The sequence below is a fragment of the Streptomyces sp. NPDC025638 genome (assembly GCF_055558775.1).
In genome coordinates this window covers 152,641-172,752 of the sequence record NZ_JBVHLX010000008.1, presented here as the reverse complement: position 1 = coordinate 172,752, position 20,112 = coordinate 152,641, and the positions used below count along the sequence as shown (strand labels likewise).

General features: G+C 71.0%; 21 protein-coding genes. 15 read left to right on the top strand and 6 right to left on the bottom strand.

Features of this window, described 5'->3' with window-relative positions:
* The first annotated feature begins 147 nt into the window (after nucleotides 1-147).
* On the top strand, nucleotides 148-879 hold the full coding sequence (locus ACZ4EG_RS21995; protein ID WP_453549679.1) for an SseB family protein: 732 nt from the start codon (nucleotides 148-150) through the stop codon (nucleotides 877-879).
* A 57-nt stretch (nucleotides 880-936) separates the two neighbouring features.
* Here the strand turns inward: ACZ4EG_RS21995 and ACZ4EG_RS21990 are convergent, their stop codons facing one another.
* Entirely contained in the window at nucleotides 937-1,281 is a 345-nt protein-coding gene (locus tag ACZ4EG_RS21990) for a DUF1844 domain-containing protein (protein ID WP_263206808.1), read from the bottom strand.
* 368 nt (nucleotides 1,282-1,649) lie between these two features.
* On the opposite strand from ACZ4EG_RS21990, the gene infC reads away from it, so the two are divergent.
* From infC to ACZ4EG_RS21940, 10 genes are all read left to right on the top strand, one after another.
* Nucleotides 1,650-2,351 carry a translation initiation factor IF-3 gene (gene infC / locus ACZ4EG_RS21985; RefSeq protein WP_467791766.1) on the top strand — a complete coding sequence of 234 codons (702 nt, stop codon included), beginning with the start codon at nucleotides 1,650-1,652 and terminating at the stop codon, nucleotides 2,349-2,351.
* A 111-nt stretch (nucleotides 2,352-2,462) separates the two neighbouring features.
* Entirely contained in the window at nucleotides 2,463-2,657 is a 195-nt protein-coding gene (gene rpmI, locus ACZ4EG_RS21980) for a 50S ribosomal protein L35 (protein WP_004933563.1), read from the top strand.
* Between the two features lie 110 nt (nucleotides 2,658-2,767).
* The gene (gene rplT, locus ACZ4EG_RS21975; RefSeq protein ID WP_390710937.1) at nucleotides 2,768-3,151 is read left to right on the top strand and encodes a 50S ribosomal protein L20; all 384 of its coding nucleotides are present in this window, start codon (nucleotides 2,768-2,770) and stop codon (nucleotides 3,149-3,151) included.
* 112 nt (nucleotides 3,152-3,263) lie between these two features.
* Nucleotides 3,264-4,124 carry a TrmH family RNA methyltransferase gene (locus ACZ4EG_RS21970; RefSeq protein WP_467791765.1) on the top strand — a complete coding sequence of 287 codons (861 nt, stop codon included), beginning with the start codon at nucleotides 3,264-3,266 and terminating at the stop codon, nucleotides 4,122-4,124.
* Nucleotides 4,125-4,215: 91 nt separating this feature from the next.
* On the top strand, nucleotides 4,216-5,352 hold the full coding sequence (locus ACZ4EG_RS21965; protein ID WP_453549671.1) for a sensor histidine kinase: 1,137 nt from the start codon (nucleotides 4,216-4,218) through the stop codon (nucleotides 5,350-5,352).
* Between the two features lie 126 nt (nucleotides 5,353-5,478).
* Nucleotides 5,479-6,600 carry a phenylalanine--tRNA ligase subunit alpha gene (pheS, locus tag ACZ4EG_RS21960; RefSeq protein ID WP_467791764.1) on the top strand — a complete coding sequence of 374 codons (1,122 nt, stop codon included), beginning with the start codon at nucleotides 5,479-5,481 and terminating at the stop codon, nucleotides 6,598-6,600.
* The gene (gene pheT / locus ACZ4EG_RS21955) at nucleotides 6,600-9,113 is read left to right on the top strand and encodes a phenylalanine--tRNA ligase subunit beta (RefSeq protein WP_467791763.1); all 2,514 of its coding nucleotides are present in this window, start codon (nucleotides 6,600-6,602) and stop codon (nucleotides 9,111-9,113) included. The genes pheS and pheT overlap by 1 nt, the downstream gene beginning before the upstream one ends.
* A gap of 368 nt (nucleotides 9,114-9,481) precedes the next feature.
* A complete protein-coding gene (locus ACZ4EG_RS21950) occupies nucleotides 9,482-10,624 on the top strand; it encodes a PP2C family protein-serine/threonine phosphatase (protein ID WP_467791762.1) in 1,143 nt (380 codons plus the stop codon).
* A gap of 220 nt (nucleotides 10,625-10,844) precedes the next feature.
* Nucleotides 10,845-12,185, top strand: coding sequence for a transcriptional regulator (locus ACZ4EG_RS21945; protein WP_363296734.1), 1,341 nt, complete (start codon nucleotides 10,845-10,847; stop codon nucleotides 12,183-12,185).
* Between the two features lie 67 nt (nucleotides 12,186-12,252).
* Entirely contained in the window at nucleotides 12,253-12,789 is a 537-nt protein-coding gene (locus ACZ4EG_RS21940) for an NUDIX hydrolase (protein WP_363296735.1), read from the top strand.
* Here ACZ4EG_RS21940 and ACZ4EG_RS21935 read toward each other — a convergent pair.
* Both ACZ4EG_RS21935 and ACZ4EG_RS21930 read right to left on the bottom strand, forming a co-directional pair.
* On the bottom strand, nucleotides 12,786-13,043 hold the full coding sequence (locus ACZ4EG_RS21935; protein ID WP_363296736.1) for a hypothetical protein: 258 nt from the start codon (nucleotides 13,041-13,043) through the stop codon (nucleotides 12,786-12,788). The genes ACZ4EG_RS21940 and ACZ4EG_RS21935 overlap by 4 nt on opposite strands.
* A gap of 191 nt (nucleotides 13,044-13,234) precedes the next feature.
* Nucleotides 13,235-14,095 (bottom strand): 3-hydroxybutyryl-CoA dehydrogenase, encoded by an 861-nt coding sequence (locus ACZ4EG_RS21930; RefSeq protein ID WP_390710931.1) that lies wholly within the window; start codon nucleotides 14,093-14,095, stop codon nucleotides 13,235-13,237.
* A 171-nt stretch (nucleotides 14,096-14,266) separates the two neighbouring features.
* On the opposite strand from ACZ4EG_RS21930, the gene ACZ4EG_RS21925 reads away from it, so the two are divergent.
* Nucleotides 14,267-15,490, top strand: coding sequence for a glycoside hydrolase family 10-like protein (locus ACZ4EG_RS21925; RefSeq protein ID WP_467791761.1), 1,224 nt, complete (start codon nucleotides 14,267-14,269; stop codon nucleotides 15,488-15,490).
* A 1-nt stretch (nucleotide 15,491) separates the two neighbouring features.
* Here ACZ4EG_RS21925 and ACZ4EG_RS21920 read toward each other — a convergent pair whose 3' ends face one another.
* Together ACZ4EG_RS21920 and ACZ4EG_RS21915 are read right to left on the bottom strand one after the other, a co-directional pair.
* Nucleotides 15,492-15,695 carry a DUF1918 domain-containing protein gene (locus ACZ4EG_RS21920; protein ID WP_363296739.1) on the bottom strand — a complete coding sequence of 68 codons (204 nt, stop codon included), beginning with the start codon at nucleotides 15,693-15,695 and terminating at the stop codon, nucleotides 15,492-15,494.
* A gap of 12 nt (nucleotides 15,696-15,707) precedes the next feature.
* The gene (locus tag ACZ4EG_RS21915; protein ID WP_467791760.1) at nucleotides 15,708-16,625 is read right to left on the bottom strand and encodes a DMT family transporter; all 918 of its coding nucleotides are present in this window, start codon (nucleotides 16,623-16,625) and stop codon (nucleotides 15,708-15,710) included.
* Between ACZ4EG_RS21915 and ACZ4EG_RS21910 the strand changes: the two genes are divergently transcribed.
* Nucleotides 16,624-18,060 (top strand): aminotransferase-like domain-containing protein, encoded by a 1,437-nt coding sequence (locus tag ACZ4EG_RS21910; RefSeq protein WP_467791759.1) that lies wholly within the window; start codon nucleotides 16,624-16,626, stop codon nucleotides 18,058-18,060. The genes ACZ4EG_RS21915 and ACZ4EG_RS21910 overlap by 2 nt on opposite strands.
* Here ACZ4EG_RS21910 and ACZ4EG_RS21905 read toward each other — a convergent pair.
* A complete protein-coding gene (locus tag ACZ4EG_RS21905; RefSeq protein ID WP_453549634.1) occupies nucleotides 18,057-18,671 on the bottom strand; it encodes a DUF6461 domain-containing protein in 615 nt (204 codons plus the stop codon). The two genes, ACZ4EG_RS21910 and ACZ4EG_RS21905, sit on opposite strands and share 4 nt — an antisense overlap.
* Nucleotides 18,672-18,763: 92 nt before the next feature.
* Between ACZ4EG_RS21905 and ACZ4EG_RS21900 the strand changes: the two genes are divergently transcribed.
* A complete protein-coding gene (locus ACZ4EG_RS21900) occupies nucleotides 18,764-19,219 on the top strand; it encodes a GNAT family N-acetyltransferase (RefSeq protein ID WP_453549632.1) in 456 nt (151 codons plus the stop codon).
* Nucleotides 19,220-19,338: 119 nt separating this feature from the next.
* A complete protein-coding gene (locus ACZ4EG_RS21895) occupies nucleotides 19,339-19,932 on the top strand; it encodes a histidine phosphatase family protein (protein WP_467791758.1) in 594 nt (197 codons plus the stop codon).
* The last annotated feature ends 180 nt before the right edge of the window (nucleotides 19,933-20,112 follow it).

The following is a 20,112-nucleotide window of genomic DNA, read 5'->3' as shown; positions in this document are numbered from 1 at the left end:
GGCGATGCTCGGGGCGTGGACTGTGCGGGCCGTGAGACCGGTGTTAGAAGCTCGTCAGGGAAATCTGAGATTCCGGTGAATCCGGTGACCGCGAGGTTTCGGGGGCCGCACAAGCCCAGCAGCATTCCCCCGATAGGGTCGGGGACCGTGGCGAACAAGAACATTCCCGACCCCGGCTACTCCGACGACGACGGCTCCGCCGATCCCCGGCTGAGCGCCGCGCTCGCCGCCTGGGCCGAGGACCGCACCGCCGTGGGGCCCGTTCTGGAGGCGCTCAAGGGCGCCCGGCTGCTCGTCCCGGTCGTCGCCGTGCTCGGCGAGGTCGAGGAGGACGAGAACGGGCTGCGCCGCGAGAAGACCAGCGACATGGCCGTACCCACCCTCAAGGCCGGTGACCGCACCGCGCTGCCCGCCTTCACCTCCACGGACGCGCTGGCCCTGTGGGACCCCGGCGCCCGCCCGGTCGCCGTACCGCTGCACCAGGCGCTGCGGGCCGCCGCGCACGAGAAGGCGGACACGGTGGTCCTCGACATGTCCGGTCCGGTGCCGTTCGAGCTGACCGGGCCCGCGCTGTTCGCGCTCGCCGAGGGCCGTACGACGACCGACCCGCTCGCCGACCCGGCCGTCGTCGGCGCCGTCCGCGCCGCCGTGGCCGCCGAGCCCGCCGTGCTGAGCGCCCACCTCGGTCCCGGGGAGGCCGACGGCACCCTCGCCCTGGTGCTGGACCCTGCGGCCGCCCCCGCCGAGGCCGCGCGTGCCGTCGCCCAGCGGCTCGCGGCCGACGAAACACTCAGGGCCCGCCTGGTGCGGGGCCTCGACCTGGCACTGCTGCCGGCCGGGACCACGCCTCCGGGCGAGCCCCTGTACGTACGCGGATGACCGTGAGCGGACGGCCGTACGCGGATGAACGGATGAGGACGGACCGAGTGGGGACCGTCAGCCGTAGACGGCCCCGGTGTACTTCTCGCCGGGGCCCTGGCCCGGCTCGTCCGGGACGATCGACGCCTCGCGGAACGCCAGCTGCAGTGACTTCAGGCCGTCGCGCAGCGGCGCGGCGTGGAAGGAGCTGATCTCGGTCGCGCTCGCGTCCAGCAGACCGGCGAGGGCGGTCACCAGCTTGCGGGCCTCGTCCAGGTCCTTGTGCTTCTCGCCCTCCTCGGTCAGACCGAGCTTCACGGCCGCGGCGCTCATCAGGTTGACGGCGACCGTCACGATCACCTCGACCGCGGGGACCTCGGCGATGTCGCGGGTCATGGAGTCGAAGTCGGGGGTCTCACTCATGACCCACACGATAGGTGCAGCACGGGTGCCCTCCCCACTTGGCCCTGATTAGCCCTTGCCGCCCGATGCTGCTAACCTTGTGTGACGACCGGCCGGACAGGCATGCCACACGGCGAGCAGCCCGGCCCACAAGTGGAGGCTCCGATCTCCCACCCGACCGTCCTCAGGGGCGGCGGGTCACCCCGGTCAGGCGGCCACCACCGTTCCGTACGGACGGTGGAGTCGCCCGAAACGCGCCCCGCGGTCATCGCGGCGGTGCTCCGGCAGTGTTTTTGGAGCCCCGCCTGTGATCGTCCGGGGCATTTTTTGTGCTTCGGCGCGGTTAGGTCTTACGAACAGAGACATACGCGGCTGTCCGCCAGACCGCCGTGTGGTGCTACCGAGGAGGATCCATCAGCGCCGAGCCCCGCATCAACGACCGGATTCGCGTTCCCGAGGTGCGACTTGTCGGTCCCAGTGGCGAGCAGGTGGGCATTGTCCCCCTGGCCAAGGCACTGGAGCTTGCGCAGGAGTACGACCTGGACCTGGTCGAGGTCGCGGCGAACGCCCGTCCGCCCGTGTGCAAGCTCATGGACTACGGGAAGTTCAAGTACGAGTCGGCCATGAAGGCCCGTGAGGCGCGCAAGAACCAGGCGCACACGGTCATCAAGGAGATGAAGCTCCGGCCGAAGATCGACCCGCACGACTATGACACCAAGAAGGGTCACGTCGTCCGGTTCCTCAAGCAGGGCGACAAGGTCAAGATCACGATCATGTTCCGTGGTCGCGAGCAGTCCCGGCCCGAGCTGGGCTACCGACTGCTGCAGCGCCTCGCGGAGGACGTCCAGGACCTCGGTTTCGTGGAGTCGAACCCGAAGCAGGACGGCCGAAACATGATCATGGTTCTCGGTCCGCACAAGAAGAAGACCGAGGCGATGGCCGAGGCCCGCCAGGCGCAGGAAGCCCGCAAGGCAGAAGCGAAGGCCAACCCCGGCCGCTCGCAGAACGCCGCGGACCTTGAGAACGCCGAGAACGCCGAGAATGCCGAGGTTCCTGCCGAGGCCCCTGCCGAGGCATCCGCCGAGGCGTGATCCCGGGGGACGCGAGTCCCCAGGACGTAACCGATACAAGAGCGACGCTCCACCGTGCCCGGTTTTCGCAACCGGGCATCGGAGCGCCACCGACGAGGAGAGAACGGCGCTATGCCGAAGAACAAGTCGCACAGCGGTGCCAGCAAGCGCTTCAAGGTCACCGGCTCCGGCAAGGTGCTCCGTGAGCGCGCCGGCAAGCGCCACCTGCTCGAGCACAAGTCGTCCCGCGTGACGCGTCGCCTCACCGGCAACGCCGAGATGGCCCCGGGCGACGCCGCGAAGATCAAGAAGCTTCTCGGCAAGTGACACTGCGGCGCCTGATCGTCCGATCGATCCGCGCCGTACGTCAGGACCGGGACCCAATCGTTTTCGGGCCGCGTGAGGACAACCGCGGCCCCGCTACAAGGAGTTAACAAGTGGCACGCGTCAAGCGGGCAGTCAACGCCCACAAGAAGCGCCGGGCGATCCTCGAGCAGGCCTCCGGCTACCGCGGTCAGCGTTCGCGCCTGTACCGCAAGGCCAAGGAGCAGGTCACCCACTCGCTGGTCTACAACTACAACGACCGCAAGAAGCGCAAGGGCGACTTCCGTCAGCTGTGGATCCAGCGCATCAACGCCGCTGCCCGCGCCAACGGTATGACCTACAACCGCTTCATCCAGGGTCTGAAGGCCGCGAACGTCGAGGTCGACCGCAAGATCCTGGCCGAGCTGGCCGTCAACGACGCGAACGCGTTCGCCGCGCTCGTCGAGGTCGCTCACAAGGCGCTGCCGTCGGACGTCAACGCCCCCAAGGCGGCGTGACGCTGCCGGCTCTGAGCCGACGTGACTGAAGGACCCGCAGGCTGGAGCCTGCGGGTCCTGCTGTTGCCGGGAGACACACGCTGAACATCCGAGCTGCTGAAGGTGAACGCCCATGCCCCCCGCCACCCCCGAGCTGATCTCCCCCCGCTCCGCGCGTGTGGCCGCCGCCCGCCGGCTGGCCAGGCGGAACTTCCGGGGCAAGGACCGGCTGTTCCTCGCGGAGGGGCCGCAGGCCGTGCGGGAGGCGGCGGCGCACCGAATCGACGATGCCGCCACGCTCGTCGAGTTGTTCGCCACCGTCGAGGCCGCTGAGCGGTACGCCGACATCGTGGGCGAGGCCCGGACCGCCGGGGCCCGGATCCACCTCGCCTCCGAGCAAGTGATCGCCGATATCTCCACCACCGTCACCCCGCAGGGGCTGGTCGGTGTGTGCCGGTTCCTCGACACGCCCTTCGAGGAGATCCTCACGGACCGGCCCAAGCTGGTCGCCGTCCTCGCGCACGTGCGCGACCCCGGCAACGCCGGCACCGTGCTGCGCTGCGCCGACGCCGCCGGCGCCGAGGCCGTCGTCCTCACCGACGCCTCCGTCGACCTGTACAACCCCAAGGCCGTGCGCGCCTCCGTGGGCTCGCTGTTCCATCTGCCCGTCGCCGTCGGCGTCCCCGTCGAGCGGGCGGTCGAGGGCCTCAAGGACGCCGGCGTGCGCATCCTCGCCGCCGACGGGGCCGGTACGGACGACCTCGACGACGAGCTCGACAAGGGCACCATGGGCGGGCCCACCGCGTGGGTGTTCGGCAACGAGGCCTGGGGGCTCCCTCAGGAGACGCGCGCCCTCGCGGACGCCGTCGTGCGCGTCCCGATCCATGGAAAGGCCGAGAGCCTGAACCTGGCCACCGCCGCCGCCGTATGTCTCTACGCGTCGGCCCGTGCACAGCGCGCCTCCGGAGGGTGCCGCTCCGTCACCGAGAGCTAGTAGGGTGACCGCCTCGGGGGCCTTCCCCCGAGGCGTCGGCTGCGCGTGAGCACGGGGACCCCCCATGCCGACTGAGAGGTGGAGTGCGGGGATGAGCGTCGGCACGAGCAGTGCGCCGGGAGGGCGGGACGTGCACCGGGTACCCGCGCCCCGGCACGGTGATCTCGCCGGACTCGGCATCGACCCCGACGAACTGCCCGACGGCCTCGTCGTCGCCGACGAGCACGGGTACGTCATCTGCTTCAACGCGGCCGCCGCCCGCATCACCGCCGTTTCCGCCGCCGACGCCCTCGGCCACCGTCTGGAAAAGGCGCTGCCGTTAGAGGACCTGGAAGGACGGCGCTGGTGGCAGATCACCGATCCGTACGGCGGGCTCGCCATTCGGGCCGGGCAGCCCGAGCGCAACCTGCTGCTGCCCGGCGGGCGGGAAGTGCTCGTATCGGCACGGTACGTCCGTACCGAACCCGCCGGGCCGGTCCGCCGGGTCGTCGTGTCCCTGCGCGACACCGAGGCCCGGCGCCGCACCGAGCGCAGCCACGCCGAGCTGATCGCGACCGTCGCCCATGAGCTGCGCTCCCCGCTCACCTCGGTCAAGGGCTTCACCGCCACACTGCTCGCCAAGTGGGAACGCTTCACCGACGACCAGAAGCGGCTGATGCTGGAGACCGTCGACGCGGACGCCGACCGGGTCACCCGGCTGATCGCCGAGCTCCTGGACATCTCCCGCATCGACTCCGGGCGGCTGGAGGTGCGCCGCCAGCCCGTGGACATGGGCGCGGCCGTCGGCCGGCACATCCAGGCGTACGTCGCGGCCGGACAGACCGCCGACCGGTTCCTGCTGCGCATCGAGCAGCCGCTGCCCGATCTGTGGGCCGACCCCGACAAGGTCGACCAGGTCCTCAGCAACCTGCTGGAAAATGCCGTGCGGCACGGCGAGGGAACGGTCACGATTGAGATCACGCCGTCGGCGTCCCCCCGGGAGGGAGAGGACGTCGGTACGTCGGTCACGGTGAGCGACGAGGGGCCCGGCATCCCGGAGGAATCCATGAACCGCGTCTTCACCCGCTTCTGGCGGGGCAGCAAGCGCGGTGGCACGGGCCTCGGGCTGTATATCGTCAAGGGCATCGTCGAGGCCCACGGCGGCACCATCACGGTCGGCCGCGCCCCCGGCGGCGGCGCGGAATTCCGATTTACGTTGCCCGTGGGCGCACCGGCGTATCTCGCCTGACGGCCCACGGGCGCATTCGTCCACCCCCACCCCGTTAGACTCGGCCTTTGGCACCTTTGTGTCCTGCATACGGCCCTGAAGCGGTCACGGGGACCATCCGCCAGCCAATCGGAAGCACGGGAAGAGATGTCGGCACCGAATAAGTCGTACGACCCTGTCGAGGTCGAGGCGTTGAAACCGGAAGAGATCGAGCGCATGCGGGACGAGGCGCTCGCCGCCTTCGCCGCCGCGGACTCCCTCGACGCGCTCCAGGAGGCCAAGGTCGCCCACAGCGGCGGCACCTCCCCGCTGGCCCTCGCCAACCGCGAGATCGGCGCCCTGCCCCCGCATGCCAAGGCTGCCGCCGGCAAGCTGGTCGGCCAGGCACGCGGAGCCGTGAACAAGGGCCTGGCCGCCCGCCAGGCCGAGCTGGAGGCAGAGCGCGACGCCCGCGTGCTGGTCGAGGAGGCGGTGGACGTCACGCTGCCGTACGACCGCGTACCGGCCGGCGCCCGCCACCCGCTGACCACGCTCTCCGAGCGCATCGAGGACATCTTCGTGGCCATGGGCTACGAGGTCGCCGAGGGCCCGCAGGTCGAGGCCGAGTGGTTCAACTTCGACGCGCTCAACATCGGCCCGGACCACCCGGCCCGCGGCGAGGCCGACACGTTCTTCGTGCAGGGCCAAGGCGGCGGCACCGAGTCCGGCGTCGTCCTGCGCACCCACACCTCGCCCGTGCAGATCCGCTCGCTGCTCGATCGTGAGGTGCCGGTGTACGTGATCTGCCCCGGCCGCGTCTACCGCACCGACGAGCTGGACGCCACGCACACGCCCGTCTTCCACCAGGTCGAGCTGCTCGCCGTGGACGAGGGCCTGACCATGGCCGACCTCAAGGGCACCCTGGACCACATGGTCCAGTCCCTGTTCGGCGAGGGCATGAAGACGCGGCTGCGTCCGAACTTCTTCCCCTTCACCGAGCCGAGCGCCGAGATGGACATGCTCTGCTACGTCTGCAAGGGCGAGTCCGTCGGCAACCCCGACCGCCCCTGCCGCACCTGCTCCAGCGAGGGCTGGATCGAGCTGGGCGGCTGCGGCATGGTCAACCCGAAGGTGCTGACCGCCTGCGGCGTCGACCCGGAGAAGTACAGCGGATTCGCCTTCGGGTTCGGCATCGAGCGGATGCTGATGTTCCGCCACAACGTCGAAGACATGCGAGACATGGTCGAGGGTGACGTCCGGTTCACCCGGCCGTTCGGGATGGAGATCTGATGCGGGTCCCGCTTTCTTGGCTGCGGGAGTACGTCGACCTGCCGGCGACGGAGACCGGGCGCGACGTCCAGGCCAAGCTCATTTCCGCAGGCCTTGAGGTAGAGACCGTCGAGCACCTGGGTGCCGACCTCAAGGGTCCGCTGGTCGTGGGCCAGGTGCTCACCATCGAGGAGCTGACGGAGTTCAAGAAGCCGATCCGCTTCTGCACCGTCGACGTCGGCCAGGCCAACGGCACCGGCGAGCCCCAGGAGCTCATCTGCGGCGCCCGCAACTTCCAGGTCGGCGACAAGGTCGTCGTGGTGCTTCCCGGCGCCGTGCTGCCCGGCGGCTTCGCGATCTCCGCGCGCAAGACGTACGGCAAGACGTCCCACGGCATGATCTGCTCCACCAGCGAGCTGGGCATGGGCGACGACGGCACCCACGGCATCATCGTGCTGCCGCCGGAGACCGAGGTCGGCAAGGACGCCATCGAGCTCCTGGAGCTGGTCGACGAGGTCCTCGACATCGCCGTCACCGCCAACCGCGGCGACTGCCTGTCGATCCGCGGCGTCGCCCGTGAGGCCGCCATCGCCTACGGCCGGCCGCTGCGTGACCCGGCGCTCATCGACGTGCCCGCCCCGAACGCCTTCGGCTACCCGGTCCAGGTCTCCGACCCCACCGGCTGCGACCGCTTCACCGCCCGCACCGTCACCGGCCTGGACCCGGAGGCGCGCTCCCCGATCTGGCTGCAGCGCCGCCTGCAGAAGGTCGGCATGCGTCCGATCTCGCTCGCCGTCGACATCACCAACTACGTGATGATGGAGCTCGGCCAGCCCCTGCACGCCTACGACCGCAACCTGGTTCAGGGCACCATCGGTGTGCGCCGCGCGGCGGAGGGCGAGAAGCTCGTCACCCTCGACGGCGTCGAGCGCAAGCTGCACGCCGAGGACCTGGTGATCACCGACGAGCGCGGCCCGATCGGCCTGGCCGGTGTCATGGGCGGCGCCAACACCGAGATCGCCGATCACGAGGACCTGGAGAATGCGACCACCGAGGTCGTGATCGAGGCCGCCCACTTCGACCAGATCTCCATCGCCCGCACGGCCCGTCGCCACAAGCTGTCCTCCGAGGCGTCCCGGCGCTTCGAGCGCGGCGTCGACCCGCAGGCCGCCGCCGCGGCGGCCCAGCGCACGGTCGACCTGCTGGTGCTGCTCGCGGGCGGTACGGCGGACGCGGGTGTCACCGAGGTGAGCGCCCCCAAGGCGCCGCGCACCATCACCACCCCGGCCGACCACCCGGACAAGGTGGCGGGTGTCGAGTACGGCCGCGAGAGCGTCGTACGGCGGCTCCAGGAGATCGGCTGCGACGTGTACGGGCAGGACGAGCTGACCGTCACCGTCCCGTCCTGGCGGCCCGACCTCACCGAGCCGAACGATCTGGCGGAGGAGGTCATCCGGCTGGAGGGCTACGAGAACCTGCCCTCGACGCTGCCCAAGCTCCCCTCGGGCCGCGGTCTGACCCACCGGCAGCGGCTGCACCGCCGCGTCGGCCGGGCCCTGGCGGGCGCGGGCTATGTCGAGGCGCCGAACTACCCGTTCATCGCCGAGCAGGTCTTCGACCAGCTGGGCCTGGACGCCGACGACCCGGCCCGCCGTGTCGTGAAGCTGACCAACCCGCTCAACGACGAGGAGCCCGCGCTCCGTACGTCGCTGCTGCCGGGCCTGCTCGGCGCGCTGCGCCGCAACGACGGCCGCGGTACGCACGACCTGGCGCTGTTCGAGACCGGCCTGGTCTTCCACCCGGCCGCGGAGCAGAAGGCCGCCGCGAACCTGCCCGTGGACCGCCGTCCGACCGACGAGGAGCTCGCCGAGCTGAATGCCGCGCTGCCCGAGCAGCCGCGCCATGTCGCCGTCGTCCTCGCGGGCGCCCGCGAGCAGGCCGGCTGGTGGGGCAAGGGCCGCCCGGCCGACTGGGCCGACGCGGTCGAGGCCGCCCGTACGGTCGCCCGTGAGGCCGGTGCCGAGCTGGTCGTCCGCAAGGGCCAGTACGGGCCGTGGCACCCGGGCCGCACCGCCGAGCTCGTGGTCGTCACCGAGGGCACCGAGCGGGTCGTGGGCCACGCGGGTGAGCTGCACCCGCGCGTCCTCAAGGCCCTCGGCCTGCCCGACCGCACCAGCGCGATGGAGCTGGACCTGGACGCGCTGGAGCAGGCCGGCGACGGCGCCCCGCAGGCGCCGAGCATCTCCACGTTCCCGGTCGCCACGCAGGACGTCGCCCTGGTCGTCGACAAGTCGGTCCCGCACACGGACGTCGAGTCCGCGCTGCGCGAGGGCGCCGGTGAACTGCTGGAGGCCATCCGGCTGTTCGACGTGTACGAGAGCGCCGAGCAGCTGGGCGAGGACAAGAAGTCGCTCGCCTACGCGCTGCGCTTCCGCGCCGCCGACCGCACGCTGACCGTGGACGAGGCCTCCACGGCCCGTGACGCGGCCGTCGCGCTGGCCGCTGAGCGGACCGGGGCGGCGTTGCGCAGCTAGGTCGGTGCGGGGAACTGCGGTTGTCCGTCGGCTGCGGGTCGGCCGTGGCTGGTCGCGCAGTTCCCCGCGCCCCCAAGGGGCGCACCCTCTCCCACCTGCATAAATGCAGGCGTCCGGAGATTGCTCACTCATTCGGGTGAGAAGCCGGGGCGATCCGGCCGTTTCGGGTCATGACGTCGCAAGAATCGGACCGGCCTTTCGGGGTCGGTCCGTCTGCTCTGTCAGGGCCTATATGGGGGGCCATCGGCATGATCCGCATCAAGGCTGGGGTTTCCCGCAGGAGGCGGCCCCACACACACTCACGGGGGGCAGCCCGCAGGGCGCTGCCGGCGTGGGTCCGGACCCGGGCCCGCCACTCCTGCCGCACCTTGCGCAGGAGAAGCGTCCACCACCAGGACTCCGCGGACGACCGCCCTGCCGTACGCAAACCCGAGCGCCGGTCGCTGCGCCGGGTGTTCGCCCTGGGGCTGCCCACGGTGTGGGGCGCCGTGGCGATCTCGTACAAGTTCGGCTGCCCGCTCGCCCGGCAGGAGGGGCTCGGCGCGCGGATCGTCACCAGCGCCGTGTTCTTCGCGGTCGGCACCGGGCTGATATTCCATGTCCGCCGGGCGCTGCTGCGCGAGCTGACGCAGGTCCGCAAGGTCGCGGGCGCCGCGCAGAGCGTGCTGCTGCGGCCGCTGCCCCCGCGTCTCGACGGCCTGGGTGTGGCCGCCGCCCAGTTGTCCGCCGACCGCGGCGCGGTCATCGGCGGTGATCTGTACGAGGCGATCGCCACCGAACACGGCGTACGGGTCGTGATGGGTGACGTACGCGGCCATGGACTGCCCGCCATCGGCACGGCGGCCGCCCTCCTCGGCAGCTTCCGGGAGGCCGCGCACGACGAGCCCGAACTCAGCGGTGTGCTACGACGCATGGAGCGCGCGTTCGCCCGTCATCTGCGCGAGCGCTCCCGCGCGGAACACCCTTCCACCGGCCAGGAGCCCGACACTCCGCCGGCCGAGGAGTTCGTCACCGTGCTCCTGCTGGGGATCCGCCGGGACGGAGAACTCCGCGCACTCAACTGCGGACACCCCTGGCCGTATCTGCTCAGCGCCCACGGAGTCGACCCACTCGCCCACACCGAACCCCTGCCACCCCTGGGCCCGTTCCCCCTGCCACCCGACCTGGACCCCGTACACTGCGGCCACCTGCTCCCCGGCGAGTCCCTGGTCCTCTACACGGACGGAGCGGAGGACGCGAGAGACGCACACGGCAGGTTCTTCTCCCTGCCGACAGTCCTGACGGAGGCGACCCGCGCCCGCCAGGACTCACCCCAGACGATCCTCCGCACGGTCTTCACCGCCCTGCTCCGCCACACCGGCGGCAGGCCTACGGACGACATCGCCGTACTGGTACTCCGCAACGATCGCCGGCAACGGCGTACCTCAGGGGCGCGGGGCAGTGACACATGCGACTCCGCCGCGGGGGCGCGACCAGCCCCACTCGACCCGCAGTCGACAACGCACCTCTGACGCCCCGCCCCTCGGTCGCCCGCCAAAGCCAACGGCCAGGCCACCGCACTGTGCGAGGGGGAGCCGGCGGCCCGGCCGACCTCTTGCGAGGCATTTCAGTCAACCGACTGGAAACTCTCCGCAACAGTGCGCGCACAGCCCGGATGCGCGCACTCGGTTCACACCCCGTGTGAACGGAACCGCACTAGTCTGACGGCACCAGGCCACCCGGGGGGCATCCATGCAGCCCAACACTCTGCTCGACGCGATCCTGGACGAGGCGGGGATCTCGCACGCCGGTCTCGCCGCCCACGTCAACCAGGCGGGCCGGACGCGGGGTCTCGCGCTTCGCTACGAACACACCGCCGTGGCACGGTGGTTGAAGGGACAGCGGCCGCGCGGCCAGGTGCCCGACCTGATCTGCGAGGTGCTGGCCGTCCGGCTGCACCGGCCCGTGACCCTCGACGACATCGGTCTGGGCGTGCCGGGCGAGCCCTCGACGCCGAACGGCACCTCGCTGTCCGGCTTCGTGGAGCGCGCCACCGCCCTGTGGCGCTCCGACGAGCAGCAACGCCCGCACATACTGGGCGCGCCCGCCGTCACCGGCACCCCGGCCGTGATGCCGGTGTGGGAGTGGGAGAACCCGCCCGAGGACGTGGACGTCTCCCGCGGCGGCCGGCACCGGGTCACCCCGTCCGACATCGCGATGCTGCGCGCCGCCCGCGCCCACTACGAGCAGATGTACCGCAAGGCGGGCGGCATAGCGACGCGCACTCGCATAGTCGGCTTCCTCAACGCCGAGGCGGCCCCGCTGCTGCGTGGCAGCTACACCGACGCCACGGGCCGTCAACTGCACCGTGCCACGGGCGGGTTGGTGGCGATCGCGGGTATCTGCGCCTACGACTCCGACGCGCACGGCCTGGCCCAGCGCTACTTCCACCAGGCCCTGCGCCTGGCGAAGGCCAGCGGGGACCGGGGACTCGGGGCGTATGTCATCGCGCTGCTCGTCAACCAGGCACTGTTCATGAGGGAGTACCGCCAGGCGGTCGCCTTCGCGGAGGCCGCGCTGCGCGCCGCCGGCAAGCACATCACCCCCGCTCTCGCCTCGGACCTGTACGCGATGCAGGCCAAGGCGTACGCCCACCTCGGCGACGGCACGAGCGCGCTGTCCTGCATCCGGCGTGCCGAGACGGCCGCCGAACGCATCCGGCGCGGACACGAACCCGACGAGACCGGCTATGTCCAGCCGGGCCTGGTCAACGTCCAGGTGGCCGAGGCGCTGCTCAGCCTCGGCGAACTCGCGGCGGCCCGCGAACATGCGGCGGCCGCCGTCGACAATCCCGCCCACGACCGGGGCCGGGTGCACCGGCTCGCCATGCTCAGCACGATCGAACTCCGCCAGGGCAATGCCGACAAAGCGGTGGTCACGGCGGTGCAGATGGCCGAACAGGCCCGCGGAATGGAGTCCCAGCGACTGCGCGACAGACTCCGTGCGGTACGCGAACACCTGGTGCGCAGCGGCTGTGCCGGAACCGCTGAAGCCGCCGAACTCATCGACGGGGCACTGCGCGTACCGCTGTAGGCGCACGGTAGGCCGGAGGGGTCCCTGCTGCGATATTGCCACTTACTCGGCGGAAGGTGGCAGAACCGTGCAGTGGACGAAACAGAACGAACAAACTGTGTACGCAAACCGCTGGTTCAGCGTCAATCTCGCGGATGTCGAGCTGCCGGACGGCCGGCACCTCGACCACTTCCTGATACGGCTGCGGCCCGTTGCCGTGGCCACGGTGGTGAACGAGGCCAACGAGGTCCTCCTCCTGTGGCGCCACCGCTTCATCACGGACAGCTGGGGGTGGGAACTGGCCGCGGGCGTCGTGGAGGACGGTGAGGACATCGCGCGTGCGGCCGCCAGGGAACTGGAGGAGGAGACCGGCTGGCGGCCGGGGCCCCTGCACCACCTCATGAGCGTGGAGCCGTCCAACGGCCTCACCGACGCCAGGCACCATATCTACTGGGCCGACGAGGGCGAGTACGTAGGACATCCCGTAGACGATTTCGAGTCGGACCGCCGGGAGTGGGTACCCCTCAAACTCGTCCCGGACATGATCGCCCGTGGGGAGGTCCCGGCCGCCAACATGGCGGCCGCGTTACTCCTGCTGCACCACCTCAGGCTCGCCGATGTCTAGTGGGCCAGCGCCTGCCAGATCGTCACGACGAGCGCTCCCAATGCCGTGAGCGCGGCGACCGAGGGCAGTGGCCAGCGTGCGTGTTCGAGCGAGACCATGCGGGTGTTCAGCTCCTCCAACTCCTTGGCGGTCTCCTTCGTGCGATGAGTGAGCAGCGCCAGCCCGCCCTCGACACGGGCGTAGGCCACATCGAGGCGACGACGTAACTCTGCGAGTTCTCCATGGACCACGGGATGCTCGGGATCGGCGGCCACGGGTCCGCTCCTTTCCGTAGTTGTCTCTCGTCCCTTGCATGCGCATGAGAGTCAACTCGCCTGGTGGACGCGTGGGGAGCGTGTGCGACGGGCATATGCGTGCCCGGCGCGCACACGGTGTGTGAAAGAAGCGGGCCCGGCACCGTCAACCGGTGCCGGGCCCGTGTGAGCCGGTGGACTACCTTGCGTAATCAGCCGTAGGTGTAGAAGCCCGAGCCGGTCTTCCGGCCCAGCCGGCCCGCCTCGACCATGCGCTGGAGCAGCGGGGGAGCGGCGTACAGCGGCTCCTTGTACTCCTCGTACATCGAATTGGCGATCGAGACGATCGTGTCCAGGCCGATCAGGTCGGACAGCTTCAGCGGACCCATCGGGTGGGCGCAGCCCATCTCCATGCCGTTGTCGATGTCCTCGCGGCCCGCGATGCCTGACTCGAACATGCGGATGGCGGACAGCAGATACGGCACCAGCAGCGCGTTCACCACGAAGCCCGAGCGGTCCTGGGCACGGATCGCGTGCTTGCCGAGCACCTTCTCGGCGAAGAGCTGCGCCCGGCCGAGCGTCCCCTCGGAGGTGGTGAGCGCCGGGATCAGCTCGACGAGCTGCTGCACCGGGGCCGGGTTGAAGAAGTGGATGCCGACGACGTGGTCCGGGCGCGAGGTGGCGACCGCCAGCTTCACCAGCGGGATGGAGGAGGTGTTGGAGGCCAGGATCGCGTCCGGCCGGGTCACCACCTGGTCGAGCACCTGGAAGATCTCCGTCTTCACCTGCTCGTTCTCGACGACGGCCTCGATCACGAGGTCGCGGTCCGCGAACTCGCCGAGGTCGGTGGTGAAGCTCAGCCGCGCCAGCGTCGCGTCCCGCTCCTCCTCACTGATCTTGCCGCGCTCGGCGGCCTTGCCCAGGGAGTTGAACAGCCGGGTACGGCCGATCTCCAGGGCCTCGCCGGTGGTCTCGGCGACCTTCACGTCCAGTCCGGCGCGGGCGCACACCTCGGCGATGCCCGCTCCCATCTGGCCGCAGCCCACGACTCCGACGCGCTCGATGTCGCTCACATCGTCCCCTTCGCTGATCTACGGCTGCTCCGGCAGGACCTCCGGGTTCGGCGCCTGCTCCGATCGTGCACGTTACCCCCAAGTATCGATGATCGATCGTCCGGGTGGGGGCATCCTTGGGCGCGAGACGATCCGTGACGGAGCGGATCCGGAGCGTATGGGGGTGTGCGGATGGTGCGAGTGTCCCGCCGGGCGTTCACTCTGGGGGCGCTGTCCACCGTCGCGACGGCACAGGGATCTACGGCGGCACCGCGGGGTCCCCGGGCGGTCACCGAGATGCGGGGCGTGTGGCTCGCGACCGTCGACAACCGCGACTGGCCCTCGCGCAAGGGCCTGTCCGCGGCCGAGCAGCGCAGCGAGCTGATCGCCCACCTCGACAGGGCGGCCCGCGACTGGCTGAACACGGTGCTGCTCCAGGTGCGGCCCACGGCGGACGCGCTGTGGCCCTCGCCGTACGAGCCGTGGTCCCGCGTCCTCACCGGTACCCAGGGCAGGTCGCCGGGCTGGGACCCGCTGGGCACCGCCGTGACGGAGGCCCATGCCCGGGGCCTCCAGCTGCACGCCTGGTTCAACCCGTACCGGATCGCCAACCACGACGACCCCACGAAACTCGTCGCGTCCCACCCGGCCCGCAAGCACCCCCACTGGGTGGTGCCGTACGGCGGCAGGCTCTACTACAACCCGGGCCTGCCCGAGGTCCGTGCCTTCGTCCAGGACGCCATGCTCGACGCCGTGGCGAAGTATCCGGTCGACGCCGTCCACTTCGACGACTACTTCTACCCGTACCCGGTGGCCGGCCAGAGCTTCGACGACGACGCCGCGTACGACACCTACGGCGGCGAGTTCGCCAACCGGGCCGCATGGCGCCGCGACAACATCAACAAGCTGGTGCGGGAGATTGCCGCCAGGGTCGAGAAGATCCGGCTCGGCACCCGGTTCGGGATCAGCCCGTTCGGGGTGTGGCGCAACACCACGTCCGACTCACGGGGCTCCGGTACCCGGGCGGGTGTGCAGACGTACGACGACATGTACGCGGACACCCGCAGATGGGTCCGCGAGAGCTGGATCGACTACGTCGTCCCCCAGGTGTACTGGCACATCGGCTTCGCCGCCGCCGACTACGCCGAACTGGTGCGCTGGTGGGCACAGGTGGCCAAAGGCACCAGGACCAGGCTCTACATCGGTGAGGCCCTGTACAAGGCGGGTACCGAGGGCCAGCCCTCGGCCTGGCAGGACCCGGCCGAGCTGTCCCGGCACCTCACCCTCGCGGCCCGTCACCCCGAGGTGCGCGGGCACGTCTTCTTCGCCGCCAAGGACGTCGCGAAGGACCGGGCCGGCGCGATGGCGCGGGTGATCGCCGACCACTATCGGCAGTCGGCGAGCCCGCCGCGCTGAGCTACTGTGCCCGGTGTTCCTGTTGCTGGTGACGGACCTCGCAGTCGGGGCCGGGGGACATGACGGCCTCGTGTCCGTCCGGGAAGCGGACGCGGTAGGGCGGGTTGCCCTCCGTGCCCAGCACTTCGACGACTTCGCTGACCTGGTCGTGTTGGCCGACCACCCTGCCGTGCTGGACAAGATGGTCGCCCACGGTTGCGCGCATCTGTGGGCCTCCTCACGAACGCGATCGTTGAGTGACGGCGATGCACACGAGCACTGCGGCGGCGGTCAGCGGAGCTGCCGCCGTGAGGTGCTCGCCCAGCAGCAGCACCGACCACACCAGTGTGAGCAGCGGCTGGGCCAACTGCAACTGGCTGGCCTTCGGAATGCCGATGGCCGCCATGCCCCGGTACCAGACGACGAGACCGAGGAACTGTGAGCCCACGGCGACCCACAGCAGTCCGGCCACGCCGTGCGCGGTCAGCCGCACCGGCTCGTACGACAGCGCGAGCGCGGCCGCGCCGGCGGAGAGCGGCAGACACAGCACCAGCGCCCAGCCGATGACCTGCCAGCCCGGCATGACCCGGGCCAGCCGCCCGCCCTCGGTGTAGCCCGCCGCGCACACCAGCAGCGCCGCGAACAAGTAGCCGTCGGCGGCCGTCAGCGTGCCGCCGCTCTGCTGGACGGTGAAGGCGAGGACGGCGGCCGCGCCCGCGAGGGCCGCCGTCCAGAAGGTGCGGGAGGGCCGGGTGCCCATGCGCAGGGCGGAGCAGAGCGCCGTGGTGAGCGGCAGCAGGCCCACGACGACGGCCGCGTGCGACGTGGTGGAGGTCTCCAGGGCGAGCGTGGTCAGCAGCGGGAAGCCGAACACCACTCCGGCCGCCACCACCGCCAGCCCCGCCCAGTGCCGGCGGTCGGGCAGCGGGACACGCAGGGCCAGCAGACAGGAGCCCGCGATCACCGCCGCGAGAACACTGCGCACCGACACCAGCGACCAGGGGCCGAAGCTCTCCAGACCCCATGCGGTGGCGGGAAAGGTGAGGGAGAAGGCGGTGACGCCGAGGGCCGCCTGGACGGTGCCCAGACCGGGGCGTTCCCGGTGGACGGTGACCGCTACCGGCGTCGGCGCAGTAGCGCTACTCTGTGCTCTCATGCAAGAGAGTAGCAGTGTCGGTGAACTGGCCAACCAGCTGCGACAGGAACTCGACCGCTACTCACCCGGCGGAAAGCTCCCATCGAGTCGGGCGCTCGTCGAGCGTTTCCGGGTGAGCCCGGTGACCGTCTCGCGCGCCCTGGCCCAGCTGGCCGCCGAGGGCCTGGTGGTCACTCGCCCCGGGGCCGGCGCGTTCCGCGCCCGCCCGCACACCGCGGCCGCGCCCACGGGGGACACCTCCTGGCAGGAGGTCGCGCTCAGCGCCGACGGCGCCGCCGACCTCGTACCGCGCACCGTGGATGCCTCCGGGGTGACGGTCTCGCTGGCCGCCCCGCCGCCCGGAGTACTGGAGCTCAGCGGCGGTTATCTGCATTCCTCGCTGCAGCCCGAGCGGGCGATGGCCGCGGCCCTGGCCCGCGCCGGGCGGCGCCCCGGTGCCTGGGGGCGGCCGCCGTTGGAGGGGCTGCCCGAGCTGCGGGAGTGGTTCGCGCGGAGCATCGGCGGCGCGGTCGGCGCGGCCGAGGTGCTGATCGCCGCGGGCGGCCAGTCCGCGCTGGCCACCGCCCTGCGTGCGCTCGCCCCGCCCGGCGCCCCGGTGCTCGTCGAGTCACCCACCTACCCGGGCATGCTGGCGATCGCCCGAGCGGCCGGCCTGCGCCCCGTGCCCGTGCCGGTGGATCCCGACGGCGTGAAGCCGGAACTGCTCGCCGACGCGTTCCGGGCCACCGGCGCGCGGGTGTTCGTCTGCCAGCCCCTGTTCCAGAACCCGACCGGCGCCGTGCTTGCCCCCGCCCGGCGCGCCGAGGTGCTGCGCATCGCCCGTGCCGCGGGCGCCTTCGTGATCGAGGACGACTTCGTACGACGGCTGGTGCACGCGGACGCGGGCCCGCTGCCGCGTCCGCTGGCCGCCGACGACACGGACGGTGTCGTCGTCCACGTCGGCTCGCTGACCAAGGCGACCTCGCCCAGCTTCCGGGTCAGCGCCCTGGCCGCCCGCGGCCCCGTGCTGGAACGGCTCCGGGCCATCCAGGTCGTCGACACCTTCTTCGTCCCCCGGCCCCTCCAGGAGGCCGCGCTCGAACTGGTCGGCTCACCCGCCTGGCCACGACACCTACGCACCGTCTCCGCCGAGCTCAAGACCCGACGCGACGCCCTGACCACCGCGCTCCGCCTCCACCTCCCCGAACTCGCCCTGCCACACATCCCGTCCGGCGGCTACCACCTCTGGCTCCGCCTCCCCGACGGCACCGAGGAGCCCGCCCTGACCGCCGCCGCCCTGCGCGCAGGCGTCGCGATCACCCCCGGCCGCCCGTACTTCAGCGCCGAACCCCCCGCCGCCCACATCCGGCTGAGCTTCGCGGCGGTCGCGGGGACGGGCGAGATCACCGAGGGAGTACGGCGCTTGCGGGCGGCGTGCGACGAGGTGCTGCGCTAGGACATCGGAACCAGCCCGCAGACGAATTCCAGCGACTCGAACAGCTCCGGCGTCAGGCGCACACCCGTGATCCGGTGCGCCAACGCGAAGGCGGCCTCCGTGTGCAGATCGAAGTCGCGCTCGTCGTCCTTGCTCAGATCGAAGCCGGACTCTCGCATGCCGGTGAGGAGTTCGTCCGGGTGACTGCCGTCGCGATGGAAGGCGAAGAGCGGCTCGAAGTGCAGGCGTATGTCGCCGTCCTCGAACCAGTAGAAGTGGTCCACCGCGTTGATGTTCCGGAAGTGCGACACCACCGTGCCGCCCCGGGAGACCGGGAGCATCAGCTCGTCGCTGGTGCCGACATAGCCGTTGTACTCCACCATCAGCGACCAGTCGCCGACGGCGGCCACGGGGACGAGCAGCCTGTCGTCCCCGCGCTCGTCCCAGGCGTCGTACGACGGCTCGGACAGCGCCTCGACGCCGGTGACCCGCATGGTCGGCTCGGCTCCCAGGTCGCGGAGCAACTGCTCGGGCGCGATCCCCTTGACGAGCGTGATGCAGTACGCCTCCATCAGCCCGTCGTATCGCTCGTCGAGCCAGGTGTAATCGGTGGCGGTCGTGGTCTCGGTCATGACTGCAGCATGGCACCCGCCACTGACAACGCCCGTGCCCCGCGGTGGAATCCGTTCGACGCCGAACCGGTCGAGTTGCGAGGATCCCCCGCATGAGCGATGTACCTGACCTGCCCGAAGGCTATGAGTTCTCCGCCGACACCGATCGCGTCGACGTCGACCGCGTCCACCGCTGGCTGTCGACCGACGCGTACTGGGCGGTCGGGCGCTCGCGGGAGAAGCAGGGTCATGCGATGGCGGCGTCGCTCAACTTCGGGGTGTACGAGACGGCCTCGGGGGAGCAGGTGGCGTACGCGCGCGTGGTGACCGACCGGGCGCTGTTCGGCTGGCTGGCCGATGTCTATGTCGACCCGTCGGTGCGCGGGAAGGGCATCGGCACGGCACTGGTCGGGGGGATCCGCGAACACCTGCGGTCGTACGGGCTGCGGCGCGTGCTGCTCGCGACCCACGACGCGCACGGTGTCTACGAGAAGCTCGGCTTCGCCCCGCTCGAACGGCCGGACCAGTGGATGGCGCTGTACTTCGAGACATCCGGTGACGCGAAATGACCCGGCTTTCTCCTGACTTGTCCGGCAGATCCTGACCTCGCAGTAAGGATTTGCAAACCTCGGGTAACCGGCATGCAACGCCCCTTGACCTGTGCACTTGTGCGGCAGACCATCTCCGCATGCAACTTCGGGTCACGTTCGTCGCCGCCGCGCGCAGCTCGCCGCGGCTCGCGGAGCGCTTTCAGGACGACCGCCCGCTGGACCAGGCGGGCTGGGACGAGGTGCAGTACGCCGCGGGGGAGCTGCTGCCCCTGGCCGCGGCCGACCTGCGCTACTGTTCGCCGACCCCGCGCAGTCGCGCCACGGGTGACGCCCTGGGCTACCACCCCCTGGTGCAGCTCGCCCTGCGGGACTGCGACATGGGCCGCTGGCGCGGGTTCACGCTCGGCGAGGCGATGGCCCGCGAGCCGCAGGCGGTGGACGCCTGGCTCGCCGACCCGCGCTCCACGCCGCACGGGGGCGAGTCCCTGCTGGCGTTCATCTCCCGGGTCGGCGGCTGGCTGGAGACCCGCCCCGCCGACGACGGCGGCCGTATCGTCGCCGTCGCCGAGCCCTCCGTGATCCGCGCCGCCCTCGTGTACGTCCTGAAGGCACCGCCCGCGAGCTACTGGAACATCGACGTCCGCCCTCTGTCGACGACCACCGTCATGGGCCGCGCGCCCCGCTGGAACCTCCGTTTCGAGGGGGCGGCGGCTCAGCCCACGCGCGCGTAGCCGTGCGGACGCCCGGCACGCCGACCCGCGCGCCACACCGCGCCGGGGCGAGTCCCTGGCGTTCATCGTCGCCGTCGCCGAGGCTTCCGTGATCCGCGCCGCCCTCGTGTACGTCCTGAAGGCACCGCCCGCGAGCTACTGGAACATCGACGTCCGCCCTCTGTCGACGACCACCGTCAT

What these genes read in the sequence shown, in the direction of transcription:
- ACZ4EG_RS21990 (WP_263206808.1), bottom strand. Translation starts at nt 1,281, where the DNA reads ATGAGTGAGACCCCCGACTTCGACTCCATGACCCGCGACATCGCCGAG.
- rpmI (WP_004933563.1), top strand. Translation starts at nt 2,463, where the DNA reads ATGCCGAAGAACAAGTCGCACAGCGGTGCCAGCAAGCGCTTCAAGGTC.
- ACZ4EG_RS21970 (WP_467791765.1), top strand. Translation starts at nt 3,264, where the DNA reads ATGCCCCCCGCCACCCCCGAGCTGATCTCCCCCCGCTCCGCGCGTGTG.
- ACZ4EG_RS21965 (WP_453549671.1), top strand. Translation starts at nt 4,216, where the DNA reads ATGAGCGTCGGCACGAGCAGTGCGCCGGGAGGGCGGGACGTGCACCGG.
- pheS (WP_467791764.1), top strand. Translation starts at nt 5,479, where the DNA reads ATGTCGGCACCGAATAAGTCGTACGACCCTGTCGAGGTCGAGGCGTTG.
- pheT (WP_467791763.1), top strand. Translation starts at nt 6,600, where the DNA reads ATGCGGGTCCCGCTTTCTTGGCTGCGGGAGTACGTCGACCTGCCGGCG.
- ACZ4EG_RS21945 (WP_363296734.1), top strand. Translation starts at nt 10,845, where the DNA reads ATGCAGCCCAACACTCTGCTCGACGCGATCCTGGACGAGGCGGGGATC.
- ACZ4EG_RS21925 (WP_467791761.1), top strand. Translation starts at nt 14,267, where the DNA reads ATGGTGCGAGTGTCCCGCCGGGCGTTCACTCTGGGGGCGCTGTCCACC.
- ACZ4EG_RS21920 (WP_363296739.1), bottom strand. Translation starts at nt 15,695, where the DNA reads ATGCGCGCAACCGTGGGCGACCATCTTGTCCAGCACGGCAGGGTGGTC.
- ACZ4EG_RS21910 (WP_467791759.1), top strand. Translation starts at nt 16,624, where the DNA reads ATGCAAGAGAGTAGCAGTGTCGGTGAACTGGCCAACCAGCTGCGACAG.
- ACZ4EG_RS21915 (WP_467791760.1), bottom strand. Translation starts at nt 16,625, where the DNA reads ATGAGAGCACAGAGTAGCGCTACTGCGCCGACGCCGGTAGCGGTCACC.
- ACZ4EG_RS21905 (WP_453549634.1), bottom strand. Translation starts at nt 18,671, where the DNA reads ATGACCGAGACCACGACCGCCACCGATTACACCTGGCTCGACGAGCGA.
- ACZ4EG_RS21900 (WP_453549632.1), top strand. Translation starts at nt 18,764, where the DNA reads ATGAGCGATGTACCTGACCTGCCCGAAGGCTATGAGTTCTCCGCCGAC.
- ACZ4EG_RS21895 (WP_467791758.1), top strand. Translation starts at nt 19,339, where the DNA reads ATGCAACTTCGGGTCACGTTCGTCGCCGCCGCGCGCAGCTCGCCGCGG.